The organism is Pseudomonas sp. HN2, assembly GCF_020736465.1.
GTDB lineage: Bacteria > Pseudomonadota > Gammaproteobacteria > Pseudomonadales > Pseudomonadaceae > Aquipseudomonas > Aquipseudomonas moraviensis_A.
This window is the reverse complement of record NZ_CP085885.1, coordinates 314075-329529: the sequence shown is the minus strand read 5'-3', so window position 1 is coordinate 329529 and position 15455 is coordinate 314075. Positions and strand designations below refer to the sequence as shown.

15 protein-coding genes and 1 tRNA gene are annotated in these 15455 nt (G+C 57.5%); 4 read left to right on the top strand and 12 right to left on the bottom strand.

Features of this window, described 5'->3' with window-relative positions; translation table 11 throughout:
• Positions 1–159: 159 nt before the first annotated feature.
• The 3 genes from LIS66_RS01450 to LIS66_RS01440 all read left to right on the top strand — a co-directional run bounded on the left by LIS66_RS01450 (position 160) and on the right by LIS66_RS01440 (position 2538).
• Positions 160–996, top strand: a complete 837-nt coding sequence (locus tag LIS66_RS01450; protein ID WP_227973462.1) for an FkbM family methyltransferase — start codon at positions 160–162, stop codon at positions 994–996.
• Positions 997–1071: 75 nt separating this feature from the next.
• Positions 1072–1147: transfer RNA gene (locus LIS66_RS01445), tRNA-Thr, on the top strand.
• Between the two features lie 233 nt (positions 1148–1380).
• Positions 1381–2538 carry an ATP-binding protein gene (locus tag LIS66_RS01440; protein WP_227973461.1) on the top strand — a complete coding sequence of 386 codons (1158 nt, stop codon included), beginning with the start codon at positions 1381–1383 and terminating at the stop codon, positions 2536–2538.
• A 56-nt stretch (positions 2539–2594) separates the two neighbouring features.
• Here the strand turns inward: LIS66_RS01440 and LIS66_RS01435 are convergent, their stop codons facing one another.
• The 3 genes from LIS66_RS01435 to LIS66_RS01425 form a co-directional block, all read right to left on the bottom strand.
• Positions 2595–3275 carry an RES family NAD+ phosphorylase gene (locus LIS66_RS01435; protein WP_227973460.1) on the bottom strand — a complete coding sequence of 227 codons (681 nt, stop codon included), beginning with the start codon at positions 3273–3275 and terminating at the stop codon, positions 2595–2597.
• Positions 3272–3679, bottom strand: a complete 408-nt coding sequence (locus tag LIS66_RS01430; RefSeq protein WP_083353988.1) for an MbcA/ParS/Xre antitoxin family protein — start codon at positions 3677–3679, stop codon at positions 3272–3274. Before LIS66_RS01430 ends, LIS66_RS01435 begins: the two co-directional genes overlap by 4 nt.
• A gap of 270 nt (positions 3680–3949) precedes the next feature.
• Positions 3950–4240, bottom strand: a complete 291-nt coding sequence (locus tag LIS66_RS01425) for a type II toxin-antitoxin system RelB/DinJ family antitoxin (RefSeq protein ID WP_042608613.1) — start codon at positions 4238–4240, stop codon at positions 3950–3952.
• Positions 4241–4709: 469 nt separating this feature from the next.
• On the opposite strand from LIS66_RS01425, the gene LIS66_RS01420 reads away from it, so the two are divergent.
• Positions 4710–5636, top strand: coding sequence for a LysR family transcriptional regulator (locus LIS66_RS01420; RefSeq protein WP_227973459.1), 927 nt, complete (start codon positions 4710–4712; stop codon positions 5634–5636).
• Here the strand turns inward: LIS66_RS01420 and LIS66_RS01415 are convergent.
• The 9 genes from LIS66_RS01415 to LIS66_RS01375 all read right to left on the bottom strand — a co-directional run bounded on the left by LIS66_RS01415 (position 5553) and on the right by LIS66_RS01375 (position 15405).
• Entirely contained in the window at positions 5553–5870 is a 318-nt protein-coding gene (locus LIS66_RS01415) for an AzlD domain-containing protein (protein ID WP_042608611.1), read from the bottom strand. The genes LIS66_RS01420 and LIS66_RS01415 overlap by 84 nt on opposite strands.
• Positions 5849–6565, bottom strand: coding sequence for an AzlC family ABC transporter permease (locus LIS66_RS01410; RefSeq protein WP_227973458.1), 717 nt, complete (start codon positions 6563–6565; stop codon positions 5849–5851). The genes LIS66_RS01415 and LIS66_RS01410 overlap by 22 nt, the downstream gene beginning before the upstream one ends.
• On the bottom strand, positions 6562–6939 hold the full coding sequence (locus LIS66_RS01405) for a GNAT family N-acetyltransferase (RefSeq protein ID WP_042608609.1): 378 nt from the start codon (positions 6937–6939) through the stop codon (positions 6562–6564). The genes LIS66_RS01410 and LIS66_RS01405 overlap by 4 nt, the downstream gene beginning before the upstream one ends.
• A gap of 79 nt (positions 6940–7018) precedes the next feature.
• On the bottom strand, positions 7019–7765 hold the full coding sequence (locus LIS66_RS01400; protein ID WP_064363380.1) for a 2OG-Fe dioxygenase family protein: 747 nt from the start codon (positions 7763–7765) through the stop codon (positions 7019–7021).
• Between the two features lie 231 nt (positions 7766–7996).
• The gene (locus tag LIS66_RS01395; protein WP_065615377.1) at positions 7997–9283 is read right to left on the bottom strand and encodes an OprD family porin; all 1287 of its coding nucleotides are present in this window, start codon (positions 9281–9283) and stop codon (positions 7997–7999) included.
• 462 nt (positions 9284–9745) lie between these two features.
• The gene (locus tag LIS66_RS01390) at positions 9746–9958 is read right to left on the bottom strand and encodes a hypothetical protein (protein ID WP_042608606.1); all 213 of its coding nucleotides are present in this window, start codon (positions 9956–9958) and stop codon (positions 9746–9748) included.
• A 244-nt stretch (positions 9959–10202) separates the two neighbouring features.
• Positions 10203–11309 (bottom strand): agmatine deiminase, encoded by a 1107-nt coding sequence (gene aguA / locus LIS66_RS01385; RefSeq protein ID WP_227973457.1) that lies wholly within the window; start codon positions 11307–11309, stop codon positions 10203–10205.
• Positions 11309–12187 carry an N-carbamoylputrescine amidase gene (aguB, locus tag LIS66_RS01380; RefSeq protein WP_227973456.1) on the bottom strand — a complete coding sequence of 293 codons (879 nt, stop codon included), beginning with the start codon at positions 12185–12187 and terminating at the stop codon, positions 11309–11311. Before aguB ends, aguA begins: the two co-directional genes overlap by 1 nt.
• A gap of 305 nt (positions 12188–12492) precedes the next feature.
• Complete coding sequence (locus LIS66_RS01375) at positions 12493–15405, bottom strand: aminotransferase (protein ID WP_227973455.1); 2913 nt, start codon at positions 15403–15405, stop codon at positions 12493–12495.
• Positions 15406–15455: the final 50 nt, after the last annotated feature.

The following is a 15455-nucleotide window of genomic DNA, read 5'->3' as shown; positions in this document are numbered from 1 at the left end:
CGAATGTGCATAAGCCGCCAATCAAAACGACATAACCGCCTGATTGCACCCGCTCGCAGCGAATAATTGCGGCATCTCGCCCGCCTTGCTATACAAGGCCACAACGTGCCACCCGCACGCGTCCCAACAAGAACAAAACAAACCCGACAGGATGCGACCGTGACGTTTATTTCCTATGCGCAGAATTTTGAAGACGTCCGCTTGTGGCGTGCCCTCAAGCAAGTCGAAGACGGCTTCTATATCGATGTAGGAGCCAATGACCCGAACCACGATTCGGTCACCAAAGCCTTCTATGACCACGGCTGGAACGGCGTGAACGTCGAACCGATACAGAACTACTACGACGCCCTCTGTCAGCAACGTCCGCACGACACTACTGTGCAATGCATCGCCAGCGATCGGCCCGGCGAAATGACTTTCTACGCTATCCCCGATACCGGCCTGTCCACGGCCGACCCGGCGATCGCCAAACAGCACGAAGATCAAGGCATGGAGGTGCGCAGCCTCACAGTAGACTCGCGCACACTGACGTCTATCTGCGAACAATATGCCGCTGATCGACCAATCCATTTCCTGAAAATCGACGTCGAAGGCCACGAAGAAAGCGTCCTGCGCGGCATGGATTTCACTCGCTTCCGTCCCTGGATCATAGTCATCGAGACCCCCTGGAAGCGCGACCACACGTGGGAACCGCTGGTCACCGACGCCGGTTATCAGGCGATCCTGTTCGACGGTCTCAACACCTGGTTCCTCGCCGACGAACACCTGAACCTCAAACCTGCTTTCGATATCCCACCGTGCAATCTCGACAACTTCCAGTTGTGCAAAGGCCACGCCTTCGCTCACCCGCTCAGCCCCAGCGAACTCGACACCGCCCAACAACTGGCCAACGCCCTGCAACGCGCGGAGCAGGCCGAAGCGCGACTATCGGCCCTGCAGAACAGCCGCACCGTGAAGGCCGTGCAAACCCTGCGCAATGTGCTGCGCAGGGCTTGATTAGAGCGGATGCAAAAATAGTCTGAATTCAGGGGTTTACAGGATCTTCCCAATCGCTATAATCGTCGCCCACACGCCGGTATAGCTCAGTTGGTAGAGCAACTGACTTGTAATCAGTAGGTCCCGGGTTCGACTCCTGGTGCCGGCACCATACAAAACGAAGCCCCTGCAGAAATGCAGGGGCTTTGTTGTTTCTGCTTTGTTTATATCCCTGGCACTTTCCCCCGGTGAAAGTAGCTTCTCCCTCGCACTTCGCGCGATTGGCCACACTTCCTCTTACACACTCGAAAGCGCGGACTTTGAACCGACGGTCCTCGTTTCCATCTTTATGCTAAATTATGAAATAGCAATAATTATGGTGTGCACATAAAAAGGTGTAATCGCATGAGCAGCATTTTTCAGCGACCAGAACTGGCTGAGTCAATGGCTAACCAGCTTCTTAACCCAGGTGTGCTCGACGAAGGTTTGCGCTCAGGCTTGTTTCTATCTGGTCTGCGCCGCACAGGCAAAACGACGTTTCTGAGGAATGATCTCATCCCGGCCCTGGAAGAAGCAGGCGCTTTGGTCATCTACGTCGATTTATGGAGCGACACTCTGGCTAACCCGGCAACGCTCGTGCACAACGCCATCCGGAAAACCCTGAAAGATCTGCAAACACCTGGCTCCTCTGCCTTGGAAACCTTCAAGCGAGTCAGCAATGTTGAAATCGGCGCCTCTGGATTCAAGTTCGGCTTCAAACTCGACAGCATTGGCAACGTCGACGGCCCAACACTGGCGCAAGCACTCACCGAAGTCGTAGATCAAGCCAAGACTGATCTGGTGTTGATCATTGACGAGGTGCAGCATGCCATTTCCTCAGACGACGGTAATCAGCTGCTCCTGGCACTCAAAGCCGCCCGCGATGCAATCAACCCTCGTCCGAAAACACCGGGATACTTTCTATTTATCGGCACAGGTTCGCACAGAGCGCAAGTCAGCGAACTGAGCGCCAAACGCAACCACGCCTTTTCCGGCGCCACGTCAGCAGCCTATCCATTGCTGAAAGGCGATTACGTTGAATTTTTGCTCAACCGACTCGCAATGACCGTGAAGCAGGACAAATTACCGTCCCTCGAAGCTGCAATCGAAGCGTTCGACACTTTGGGCAATCGGCCTGAAGAAATGCTGAAGGCCCTACGCCAACTCTTACAGCAAGAGGGCGAGCCAGATGTTTTTCTGCCAGTAATCGCCAGCACACTACGTTCGGCGGCGGCGAGCATCGAGCTGGAAAAAGTCGAGCAACTGGGTAGCTTGGCTCTAGCCGTTTTCAACAAGATCGCATCTACAGAAGGCGATGCTCGCGGAATTTTTTCCACAGACGCAGCGGCTGAATATTCAAAGTCCGTCGGGCGAGAGGTGCGGGTCGAAGAGATTCAGCCGGTAGTGATTGCGCTGGTTGCCGAGAACATCATCATGCGACGCGGGCATGGCATTTATGCGATCACCGATCAGTTCGTGCAAGAGATCTGGCTGGAGGAGCGGGCTTTGATCGAGGGAAGTTAGGCTCAAGCAGTATTGAAGCAGTATTGGGGACAGACCTCTTCGAGGGCTTTTTGGGTTCAGACCTGACTGATCTCGAACACAAACGAAATCTTCTGCTGACTCGCACTCCACACATAGCGCAAATGCTTGCCCTGCTTTGGAATCGAAACCGCCGGGGGCCGAAACGCCGCAACGCATTCATGCCCCGCCAATCGCACGCTGTTATAGAGCAAGCCCCAAGATTCAGCATCGCGCAATTGCCGCGCAAAAACCTGCGACGGCCCGTAGGCGTCCGGATCAGGCTGATGCAAATGATCAAAGCCATGACGAACGTCATGCAGCGGTTTGATCACCTGATTGACGTAAGTGCGCATGGTCAATTCGAGGTCGGCTTCCTGGGTTGCGGCGAGGAAGCGTTCCTGGTGGTAACAGGTTTCGGCGATGGCTGCGGCCTGGCTGCTGGCCGCGTAATAGACGCCGAAGGTGCCGTCGCTGAAACGGCTGCGTTTGCCGACATGGGTAAACGCGGCCATTACTGGACTGGAACCGGGGCCGGACAGGCGATCTTCCGGGCGCACGCGAGCGAGCACGCCGGCCTGCTCGATCAGACGATCATTGGTTAGCGCCTCGATGGCGTAGGCGACTTCGAGGTCTTCTGGATCGAGCACATCTTCGAACAGCGCAATCGGCGGGAAGCTGCTGTTGACGATGCGATACGCGCGCGGCCATGGCACCTCGACCAGCGCCGGCGTTTTCAACCGCGCACTCCATCGAGGTAGCGGCGCACATCGGCGATGTCGACCACCCTGCCCGCCAGCATGTAATCCAGTGCGGTTTTGCCGTTGAACGGTGCCGCGGTGTTCGGGCTGCTGACCCAAGCGTAAGCGCGCTCGCGGCTGTTGCTGAAGATGATGCTCAACGCTTTGTGAATGCCCATCAGGTAGGAGATCCGCTCAAGGGTGTCGTTAGGCAGACGTATGTTCGGCAAATGTTTGTATTTATAGAACGTGGTGTTGCCGACGCCGCCCAGCAATGTGCGTTGCTGCTCTGCGCTGCAGCCCCAACGCTCCATAAGGTTGAAGAAGAACTTCAGCGCGACGCGACCGGCTTCGGGGGCGTCGAGTTGTTCGCGTGGGATGAGGGCTGGAGATGAGGTAGGCATAGACGCCTCCTGATTTTGTCTTAGCTCAAGACTAGTACAAAACTGTAATTTTTTAGAGTTTTGATACACAAACGAACAATCGCAACAAACAGCCGCACAGAAGCCGGAGTTAAGCCGGCTTATGTATCCAGATATTCTGCGGGTAATTGCTGCCCCAAGAACAACATCGCCATCACATTCCGGACGTCGTTCATGTCTCGCCTTCCGGCACGGTTATAACGATCCCAAGACTTCTTGAATTCAGAAGTCTGTGCACACTGTTTAGGCCGATCAGCGCGTTTTTGCGTTTTCTCCGGTTTCGCCATCAACAGTCCTCAGCATGTCGTCTATGGAGTCGAAACGCTCACGGATTTCTCGTGCTTCCATCATTGCGCGCGCCGTTTTCTCTGATGGAACTCGCACCTCGAAGGGAAGCCCCTGAGTGGCAACAACCTGTCGCAGAAAAAGTCGCATGGCGTCGCTGATGCTCAGCCCGCAAGCGTTTAAGACTTCAGTGGCACGCGTTTTCAAATCCTCATCAATGCGGCAACGCACATCGGTAGTTTTCAGTAGTGCAGCCATTACGATAACCTCGCTGTGATTTTGTAGCTACATCAGCGCTACCTCTACATTGTGGTCGGAGGGATCTTCGTCGGTCAACGCGAAGTTGATAGGTGGTTGTTAACCGCCATGGATCGAATGCCAAGCATCCATTTCAACTGCTTTGACAGGTAAGCGCTATCAGCTAAATCGCTACTCTGCCTGAGATCGTTCTGCGCGTGACGCTGGCAAAAACCTCGGAGGATGTAAGCCGTTTCTCATCGGAAAAACCGCCCCCACGCACCAAAACCCAGCACTTTTTTTGACCTCCATCACCCCCAAGCCACCAAAAACCCCGATCCTCTGTCAGCCTCCAGCCATCGGCGGGGGAATCAATTCGCTACTAAATCCGCGACAACTATGCTCAGGTGCAGGAATATAGCCGGCATATGGCGCCGGTTCGGTCGTTTCGTAAACAACAATACCCAGCCCACTTCAGAGGGCATTACCCATGGATAGCAGAACCTTACACAACCTCATGCGCATCGTGCAGACCGGCTCGTTGTCGGCTGCAGCCGAGCATTCGTGCCTGACTGTGCAGGCGTTGGCCGCGCAGTTGAACAAGGTCGAAGAGCAGTTCGGTTTCCGCTTGTTTCGCCGTTCAAACAAGGGGCTGACGCTGACGCCGCAAGGCACGGAGCTGACGCCCTACATCGACAAAGTGTTGATCGCCACGCGGCAGATGGAGGAAAAGGTCGAGGCGCTGAAGGTGCCGGGGCAGCGGACGTTGAAGGTGGCGTTGAACAACACGCTGTCGCCTGACTTCAACCGGCGCATGATCGGACGGTTGATCGAGGTATTTCCCGATTATCAGATGGAATTCAGCTACGCCGAGTCGATGGAAAATCTCAGCAAGCTGAAGAACGAAGATTTCGACCTCGCCGTGCTGATCGGCCCGCAGCGTCCCGGCTTGCCGAGCATCGTGCTGCCGGATGTGCAGGTGCAGGTGGTCGGTGCGCATTGCGGTCAGGAAAACGATCCTTTGACCTTGCTGGGCAACAAGTTCCAGGTGCGTCCTGCTGAAGACTGTCCGTATTCCCACAGCTTTTTGCGTTTTCTCGACGCCGGCCTGGGTAATCACGAGAACGGTCAGCGCATGGTCTATTCATGCAGCGAAACCTTGACGCTGTCGCTCATCACACAGATGGATGCGGTCGGTATGGTCTCGCGTGAAGCGGCGCAGAAGAACGGCCTGACGATCTTCCCCGGTTTCGAGGATTTTCTCGAAGTGCGCCTGGCGGTGAACAATCCGGAGTTGTCGCACCAGGCGTTGAACGATGTCGTCGATATGCCGCTACATGAACGAGCCGAGCGCAATGTACGCAGCCGTCCCCACCGCCACACTGAGAAAGAGGTTTTTGCTGAAATACGCACATAGCAACGTCGGAATCGCGGCATAGAATTCCGGGCGATCGAGCTGTATCTGCCGGTCCTTGATCAACAGGGGCGTGAGGCTGATCGCAGCGACGATCGCCACCGGCAAATATTCCAGCGCCCGCGCCACGAACGGCGGCCAGTGTTCGGTGTTGATCTGCAGCGGCAAGGCACGTGGCAGAAAGGTCACGGCCATCATCAATGCCACCACCAGAATCAGGAACGTTTGGTCAGGCATACACCCACTCCGCAGCCCACAAACGTGGCGATAAATACGTTGAAGGGCGAACTGCCGATCAGGCTCAGTGCTCCCATGCAGACCACGGCGGCAGCGGCGGCGATCAGTTTTCTGCGCGTGTTGCACAGCGAAACCAGCACGTAGAGCATCATCGCCGTCAGTGCGTAATCGAGCTGATATTTGATCAAGTGCGCCGCGTACTGCGCGCAGACCGCACCGAGCAAACCGCCGAGCACCCACGACGTGTGGCAGAACAGGTTGAAACCGATCAGATAACGCACATTGACCGGCGCGCCAGTGCCGAGCTTGACGCTGTGGAAGGCGAAGGATTCGTCGGTCAGGCCACCGGCGTAAGCCCAACGTTCCATGCGGCTCAAGCCAAGGGCGCGCAGGGCCTTGGCCATGTACACCGACATCAGCATGTGCCGCGCATTGATCAGGAACGTGGTCAGTACGATGGTGGTCAGCGATGCGCCGCTGGAGATCAGCGCCAGCGCGGCGAATTGCGATGCGCCGGCATACACGAACAAGCACATCGCCACCGGCAGCCACATCGGCAAACCAGCGTTGACCGCCATCAGCCCGAAGACAAACGACACGGTGAAATACCCGGCGACCACCGGGCTGGCTTCGGCAAACGTGCGCGACGGCTGATGAGTCGCCATCAACGGTGCGCTGCCGGACCTGTCATTCATAGATCCCTCTCAAATGTCCGTTCGCCGTGAGGTTCGCAAAAACCCTGGGCGGTCCAGAATCGCTTGCCCGCGAGGTTAGCATCGTCGACGAACAGAAACATCCGCAGAACCCCGACCCTCTTCATGTCGGATGACGCGGCTTCGACCAGGCGCTGACCCACGCCCTGGCTGCGGTAGCGCGGGCTGACGGCCAGATGATTGATCGTGCCGCGGCTGCCGAGCATGCCGCCCAGCACCGCGCCGACGATCTCGCCGTCGACATCGAACGCCAGGTACGCCGTGGTGGTTTTCTGGATCAACACGCCGCGCAGGCATTTGGCGTCCTGCCATTCGCAGAACGACACTTCGTCGAACTGGCGGAAGAAGCGTTCCATGCGTTGCGCATCCTTGGCCGTAGCCCGGCGCAGGACCACTGGCGTCGAGCATTCGACGCCGTCGATTGGGGTGATCTGATTAGCGAACAATGTCGAAAGCGGTCCCGGGCCGCGAGAAGGAAATTGCCAGAATCTGCCGGTATGCCATGGCATGCGTGTGAGTGTTGCGCGCCGGGGTCACGTAGTGACGCATGTCGCGATCGAGGAAGTAGGTGGTGTCGAGAATTTCCTCGTAGGTGGTCGCCGCCAATTGATGCTTGTGGATGTCGTACAGACGACTCTCCGCACCCTCGACGTTATTGCGTCCCCAGAAGTGCACGCCGCTGAACGGATAGCCATCGCAGTGAATGCCTTCGGGAGTGATTTCCAGCTGTTTGCCGGGTTTGATCTCGATGCGAATCTGATGGATCTGGCATTGCCAGATTTCATCGTGCAACTCTTCCGGCAGAACGCTCTTGTACACTTCGAAATCGGTGTCGATCAGGCTGCGCATCACCGGTGAAGAGATCACTTCTTCGGAAAAGTCCTGAAAGTGCCGTACCACGCCGCCGACATAGGCGTTGTTCGCTTTCGATTGCACATAGGCGCGATGCTCGAGTTGTTTGAGTTCGCGGGTTTTCGGGTTGTATTCAAAGTCGCTGTAACGACGGTAGCGCATGCCGGCTTCGGCCTGACCGTAATAGCTGTCAGGCTCCATGTTTTCCCAACTCTTGGTCAGTCTGACGAAGTCGGCAAAATGACCGTAGAGATTGAAGTCACCACCCTGGACGTTGACAAATTTGTCGCGCCGTAGCGATTCGCCCACTTCTCTGTTCAAAACGATCATTACCAGATTCTCCGCTGCGTTGAACGCCCTAATCTATTAGGTGGAGAATTTGCGTCCATGAGAAAGAATTTCAGGCATTTGAAGTGTTGTTTGAAACGAAACCTGCGGCGCATCGAAAACAACTTTTACATGACAAAAACACTGGTTATTTCCGGTTTCGGCTGAAAAACCGTCGAAAAAAAACCCCGAACGAATCGGGGTTTTCTCATTTTTCTTACAGCATTTCGATCATCAGAAGATATTGATCGGATAGTCCACGAATACTCGCACTTCGTTACCGCTGACGTTGTACTCGCTGGATTTCTGCGAGACACGCAGAATCGAGCTGCGCAGCTTCACGCTCAGGTCTTTGGCCGGACCACTTTGCACGACGTACTTGAACTGGTTGAAGATCTCGCGCTCGGTGCCGCCTTCGCTGGTGGAGGTGGTGATGTTGTCGCCACGCACGTAAGCGAAGTTGTAGCTCAGACCCGGAACGCCGAATACACCGAAGTCCAGGCCGTAGCCCAGCTGCCAGCTGCGTTCATCTTCGGCGTTGAAGTCCGACCAGTAGGAGTTGGCCAGGTAGATGGTATTGCCACCGTCACCGACACGCCCCTGATCTTTCTGATAACCGCCGTAGGCGTAACCCAGGTTGCTGTCGCCGGTGGAACGCTGGTGCGCCACGGTGAACGAGTGCGGGCCGGTGGCGAAGGTCGCCGCCAGGCTCCAGATCTTGTTGTCGTCGCCGGTTACACCGTTTTCGCGGACATAGGAGTTGTCCAGTTTGGTGCGATAGCCGTTGAAGTCCAGGGTCAGCGACTGGTCCTTGTTGAACGGAATCACGTAGTTGGCGTTCACGTACTGTTTCTTCAAGACGTCTTCAACGTCCGACGCATAGAGCGCGCCTTTGAAGCGTTCGGTGAACTGATAGCTGCCGCCCAATACATTGATCGACTTCAGACCGCCGCTGTCACGGCCTTCATCGCTCTTGCGCGATTCAGCGGTAAAACGACCGGCATTCAACTCCAGACCTTTGATCTCACGGGAAGTGATCAAAGTACCGGTGTAGCTTTCCGGCAACAGACGCACGTTGTCGTAACTCAGCACCGGCAGGGCCGGCATCTGGTCGCCGTAGGTCAGCACGGTGTTGGAGAAGCGGAATTTGACCGCTGCGCCGCCCTTGGCGATGTCGTGGTTGGCGCGACCGTCATTTTCCTGCTTGAAGAAGTCGATGCCTTGGGCGCCGGTGCGTCCCTTGCCACCGTCCAGACGCAATGCGTACAGACCAAAGGCGTCAACACCGACACCCACGGTGCCTTGGGTGAAGCCGGACGAGAACGTCCCGATCGCCGCCTGGCCCCACTCGGCTTTGTCCGGGCGACCGTCTTTGTAATCACGATTGATGTAGGCGTTGCGCAGCAGCACTTTGAGGCTGCTGTCTTCAACGAAACCCTTGGATTCGGCCTGGTCGTTAGCCATGGCCTGTGTAGCACTCAACATCCCCAGTGCGATCAGACTGATTCGCTTGTTCAACATTTTGTTTTCCTTATTACGGGTTGAAACGCGCTGTGTCGAACGGCTGAAACGGCGCTTTTGCACTCTTGTATTCACCCCGAAACAAAAAGACCCGCCGACGGATACGTCATGGCGGGCCTGCTCCTTATTTTGAGTCATGGCGGTTAGCCACAGGCGTTGGGCGGAATCGTAGCCGCGCCCTTAACAGTGTGTCAATTTCAAGAATCGTCTTTAAATAGGCGAAAAACGTCTAAGAAACGTAAATTCTTAGCTGGGCGATTGCAGGAAAACCAGATTAAGCAGGGAGTTTTGATTTGTGGGAGCGAGCCTGCTCGCGAAAAGCGATGAATCAGTCAACGAGTCATTGGCAGGGCGGACGCCTTCGCGAGCAGGCTCGCTCCCACCTTTGAATACCTGTAGATAAAATTCAGGCAAAAAAAAGCGCCGCCATCCCGGCAGCGCTTTGATCAATCCCTGTTACTCCTATCCTTCCATCACATCCCACAACGCTTCCAGTTCGGCCTCGCTTAACAGCCCAGCGGGGTAGCGCTCGATCATCATCCGGCGCGGATCAGGTTCTCTGATCTGACGCGTTCCATTGGACTTCAACCAGTGCGCGACAAGCTGGAGCGATTCGCCATTGACGGCCATGGGATGCACAGTCCGCTCGCTGACTACGTTCACTTCGGCGTTCATTTCAGCGCTCTCCCCCGTTCATGAGCGGCTAAGTTATCCAAGGTTTGTGACAGAACTGTTGAAGTTCCCCGCCCTCCCTAGTGCAACAGAAGCAATACAAGAGCTATGCCAAAGCGCGCCGAACAGCGACCGGCGGATACAAACAAGCCCGCGGTCCTGACGGGCTGCGGGCTTGCTTTCATGCGTAGCGAGCTAATCATTGCCAGGCTGATTTGTTAACCAGCTCAAGCTGTTACGACTCAACTCACTCTTTGTGCGGCGCCGGCTGTTGCTGGGTAAGGCAGTGAATATTGCCGCCACCCAGTAACAGTTCGCGGCCCGGCACCATCACCACTTCGTGCTGCGGGAACAGCTTGTGCAGGATTTCCTTGGCTGGCGCGTCCATCGGGTCATCGAAGCTCGGCGCAATGATGCCGCCGTTGACGATCAGGAAATTCACGTAGGAACCGGCCAGGCGCACGGACGGATTACGCTCCTGCGAGCCGTCCACCGGATCGACCCCGGCGCACTCTTCCTCGGTCGCATACAACGGCCCCGGAATCGGCATTTTGTGCACCGTCAACGGGCGGCCCTTGGCGTCGGTGCTGTCTTGCAGCACGCGCATTGCGGCTTGGCAGCGTGGATAGTTCGGATCCTGCGGATCGTCGGTCCACGCCAGCAATACTTCACCCGGGCGCACGTAGCAGCAGAAGTTATCCACGTGGCCGTCGGTTTCGTCGTTGAACAGACCATCCGGCAGCCAGATGATCTTGTCCACGGACAGGTTGTCACTGAGCACCGCTTCGATTTCTTCACGGCTCAGGTGCGGGTTGCGATTGCGGTTGAGCAGGCATTCTTCGGTGGTGATCAAAGTGCCTTCGCCGTCGACATGAATCGAACCGCCTTCGAGCACGAAACCTTCAGTGCGGTAGCGCGGGCTGCGCTCGATCTCGAGGATTTTGCCGCCGACCTGCGAGTCACGATTCCACGGCGCATACAGACCGCCGTCGAAACCACCCCAGGCGTTGAAATCCCAGTTCACACCGCGCACTTCGCCACGGTTGTTGATGACGAAGGTCGGGCCGCTGTCGCGAACCCAGGCGTCGTCGCTGGACATTTCCACCACGCGGATATTCGGCACATCGAGACGCGCGCGGGCGTTTTCGTACTGGCCGGCGGAGACGGCAACGGTCACTGGCTCGAAACGGGCGATGGCTTTGGCTACCGCGACGTGCGCGGCCTGCGCCGGTTTGCCACCCAGACGCCAGTTGTCCGGGCGCTCGGGCCAGATCATCCAGGTCTGGGTTTGTGGCGCCCACTCGGCGGGCATGTAGAAGCCGTCGGCGCGTGGGGTACTTTTCAATGTGGTCATCAGGACTCCAGGGAACCGTCGAGGGTTTTCAACGCGCCGTACAGATTCGGCCGGCGGTCGCGGAATGAACCCCACGCGCTGCGAATATGCTCCAGCTCGTCGAGGTTGAACGTGTGCACAAGAATACCTTCTTCGGTTTTATTCAGCTCCTGCACTTTTTCACCGAACTGGTTGGCGATGAACGAAGAGCCATAGAAAGTAATGTCATAGCCGTCCTGTTCTTCGTTGCCGATGCGGTTGCTGGCGATCAGCGGCATCAGGTTGGCGCCGGCATGGCCCTGCTGCACACGTTGCCAGTGATCGCGCGAAGAAATGCTGTTGTCGTGTGGCTCGCTGCCAATGGCGGTCGGATAGAACAGGATTTCCGCGCCTTGCAGGGCCATGCTGCGGGCCGCTTCCGGAAACCACTGATCCCAGCAGATGCCTACGCCGATTTTCGCGTAACGCGTGTTCCACACTTTGAAACCGGTGTCGCCCGGGTTGAAGTAATACTTCTCGTGATAGCCCGGGCCGTCCGGGATGTGGCTTTTACGATAAATCCCGAGGTTGCTGCCATCAGCGTCGATGATCGCGATGCTATTGAAGCGCGCCCGTCCGGCCAGCTCGTAGAAGCTGATCGGCAACACCACTCGAAGTTCTTGGGCGATTTTCTGGAAATGCCTGATGGCGACGTTTTCTTCAACGGTCGTTGCCAGTTGCAGGTAACCCGGATTCGGCTTCTGGCAAAAGTACGGTGCCTCGAACAGCTCTTGAATCAGGATGATCTGCGCACCTTTGGCGGCGGCTTCACGCACCAGCCTTTCAGCAGTTTCGAGGTTGGCTTCAAGATCCCACGAACAGGCCATCTGCGTGGCGGCGACGGTAACGATACGGCTCATGAATCATCTCCGGGCTAGTGCTTTGACGGTCGACGAATTCGACCGAAAAGAAACGCGCGCACCGGACAAGAGATCGCCAAGGCCGGGGCAATGGCGACTTTATAACCGATAAATATCGGCTTTAAAACCTATAAATCAGAAAATACGCTATTTAAACGCTTATTAAGTCGATACAAATCGAACTTTAGACCGAATACAAATGTGGGAGCGAGCCTGCTCGCGAATGCGGTGCGTCTGTCACCGCATTTGGCGACTGATACACAGCTTTCGCGAGCAGGCTCGCTCCCACATGGGATGTGCCTTGCTTACAAGCCTTCGGTAAGCACCCGATCCAGCATATCGACAAAGAAATCCACGCTCTGGCGCGACGTCACCATGGGTGGTTTGATCTTGAGGATGTTCAAGTCATCGCCGGTCGGCTGCATGAAAATCCCCAGTTCACGCAGGCGATCACACAGCAACGCAGTCTCTGCAGTCGCCGGCTCCAGCGTCTGCCGATTGCGGATCAGCTCGAGTCCCAGATAGAACCCTGAGCCGTGTACCGCGCCAACCAGCGGATGTTTATCGATCAACGCTTCCAGTCGCGCCTTGAAGTGGCCGCCGACGACTTGGGCGTTTTCCCAGAGCTTTTCTTCTGCCATAACGTCCAGCACTGCCATGCCGATCTGACAACTGACCGGACTGCCGCCCGCCGAGGAGAAGAAGTAGCCCTCGGCCTCCAGCGCCTCGGCTATCTCTCGACGAGTGATCACCGCGCCAAGAGGCTGACCGTTGCCCATGCCTTTGGCCATGGTGATGATGTCCGGCACCACGGCCTGATCTTCGAAGCCCCAAAAGAATTTGCCCATGCGCCCATAACCGACCTGCACCTCGTCAGCGATGCACACCCCGCCCTGTGCACGCACCAGCGCATAGACCTTTTGCAGATAACCCGCCGGCAACGAAATACCGCCGGCATTGCCGTACACCGGCTCGCAAATGAAACCGGCCAGTTGCCGCTTCTGCTCGGCAAGTTTTCGCAGATGATGTTCGACGCTGCGCACGTAATCCGGCGCCGAATCGGGGCCACGGAATTCGCCGCGATAGGTGTTCGGCGCCGTCACTGGGTGCACCCAGTCCGGGCGGCTTTCCAGAGCTTTCGGGTTGTCGGCAATCGACGTTGAAACCGCATCGGCGCCGACCGTCCAGCCGTGATAGGCCTCGAGGACGCTGATCATGTCGCGCCCGCCGCTGTAGGCCCAGGCCAGGCGAATCGCCAGGTCATTGGCCTCGCTGCCGCTGTTGACCAGGAACACCCGGTCCATGCCCTTCGGTGCGAGCTTGAGCAAGCGTTCGGAAAACTCGGCGACTGCCGCATAGTTGAACCGCGAGTTGGTATTGAGCAACGACCATTGCCGCGCCGCGACCGCCACCATGCGCGGGTGGCCGTGGCCCAGGACTGCAACGTTGTTGAGCATGTCCAGATACGTTCGGCCGTGCATGTCGATCAGGTGATTGCGCCAGCCGCGCTCGATGCGTGGCGGGTCGACGTAATAGTGTTTTTGCGTACGGGCGAAACTGGCATCGCGACGCGCGAGCAGGGTTTGCGCGTCCAGCTCTGGCTCGGCGTCGCAGGCGAGGCCAAGCAACGTCGCCGGTGACGGGCACAACGCCTGCCAGGCCAGTGCCCGGGACGGCGTGCAGAACAGCGGCGCGTCGAGCTCTGCTGCTCGGCACAATTGCACGAGCAAAGGCCCGCTGACCTTACCGATTCGTTGGCCTTGGTCCAGCGCTGCGCCAGGGTCAGGGAATGGCGTCACGCCCCATAGCCGAACACTGAACTGCGGCCCGTCAAGCCGCAGCGCACCGTCCGCCGTTTGACTCAGAACACCCGCGAACGGTGCTTGCACGTCGGTTCCAGACGGCACATGCAATTCGACATGCAGCGGGAACGTATCCGGTTCAGTCGCGCTGTCCGGCCGCGTGCGTGACAAGCGGTACTGGCCATAACGCGTGGCCGCCAGCCCGTGCACCGTTGCGGCCTCTTTCAGCAAACGCTGATCAATGCCCTGCTGCTCCCAATTGCCGGCCTCGAAGTGCGGGCTCAGCACACCCAAGTCGATCAGGGCAAATTCGCGCCCGACCAGGCCGGGCAGCAGTGGTGCAAATTGAATGTTTTCGACACCGGGCAGGGACTGGCCCACGGCCGTCAGAATCGCCGCCTCCATCAGCGCCAGTGGCACCGAGGTCGCGACGCGGAAGATCTCCCACTCATGACTGAGGTTGTCGCGGCTGTAGGTATTGCCCGGATCGACGCTCACCTGCTGCTCGCTACTGAGCACCAGCACCGCCGCTCGCGCGACGATCAACGGCCACAGCGCTTGCAGCTCTTCGTAGTGCAACGGATTGACCGCGTGATACGCCTTGACCGCCGGCAGGATGACAAACGGATCGCCATCGGCGTGATGCAGCAAAGCCGCACACGTCACCGAGAGATCGGTGATACGCCACGTACGCACCAGATCACCGAAATCGATCACCCCTTGCAACTGCCAATGGCGCTGAACATCGCGCTGCCAGACGACATTGTCATCGGTGATATCCATGTGAATCGCCTGCACCGGCAACTTGTCCAGCAGCGGCCGCAAATGGCGCTCGGCCCGCTCGGCGGCAGCGCCTATCGCCGCGCGCTGCTGCTCGTCGCTGATCACCGGCAACAGGTGATTGATCAACGCGTTGGCATGGCGCGCGTCCCACTGCAAGGTGCGCTCGAGGCCGGGGTGATCGAAGCCTGCCAGCGCCAGATCCATCTCTCCACAGAGTCGGCCAAAACCGGCGACCACGTCCTGACCAAGATGATCGAAATCGGTCAACGGCTGCCCGTCGATGTACTCCAGCAACCGCACATGTACCGCTTCGCCATTGGCGTGCAGCGACAACAGGTCTTCGCCGTTATTGGCAGCGATCACGCGTGGTACCTTGATCGCCGAGTGCTCGGCCAGATACTTGAGCCCGGCGTGCTGGGCCTGCAGCTCCGAAAGCGCGTAGTCACCCCGACAGACTTTCAACACGAAGCGCCCACGCGCACTGTCGACGCGATAATTCAGATCCTGCTGGCTGCCCAGCGCCTGCAAGGTGCCGCCAAGCCCGTAATATTCGGCCAGCCATTGCAGCGCCTGCGCTTCTGAAACCTGCGGACCGGGCAAACTGGCGCGATGAATCAACGTGGCGAGCGGCATGAAACGACCCCTGACATTTTATTAGGCGCTTATATCGCCATTGCTCCCGG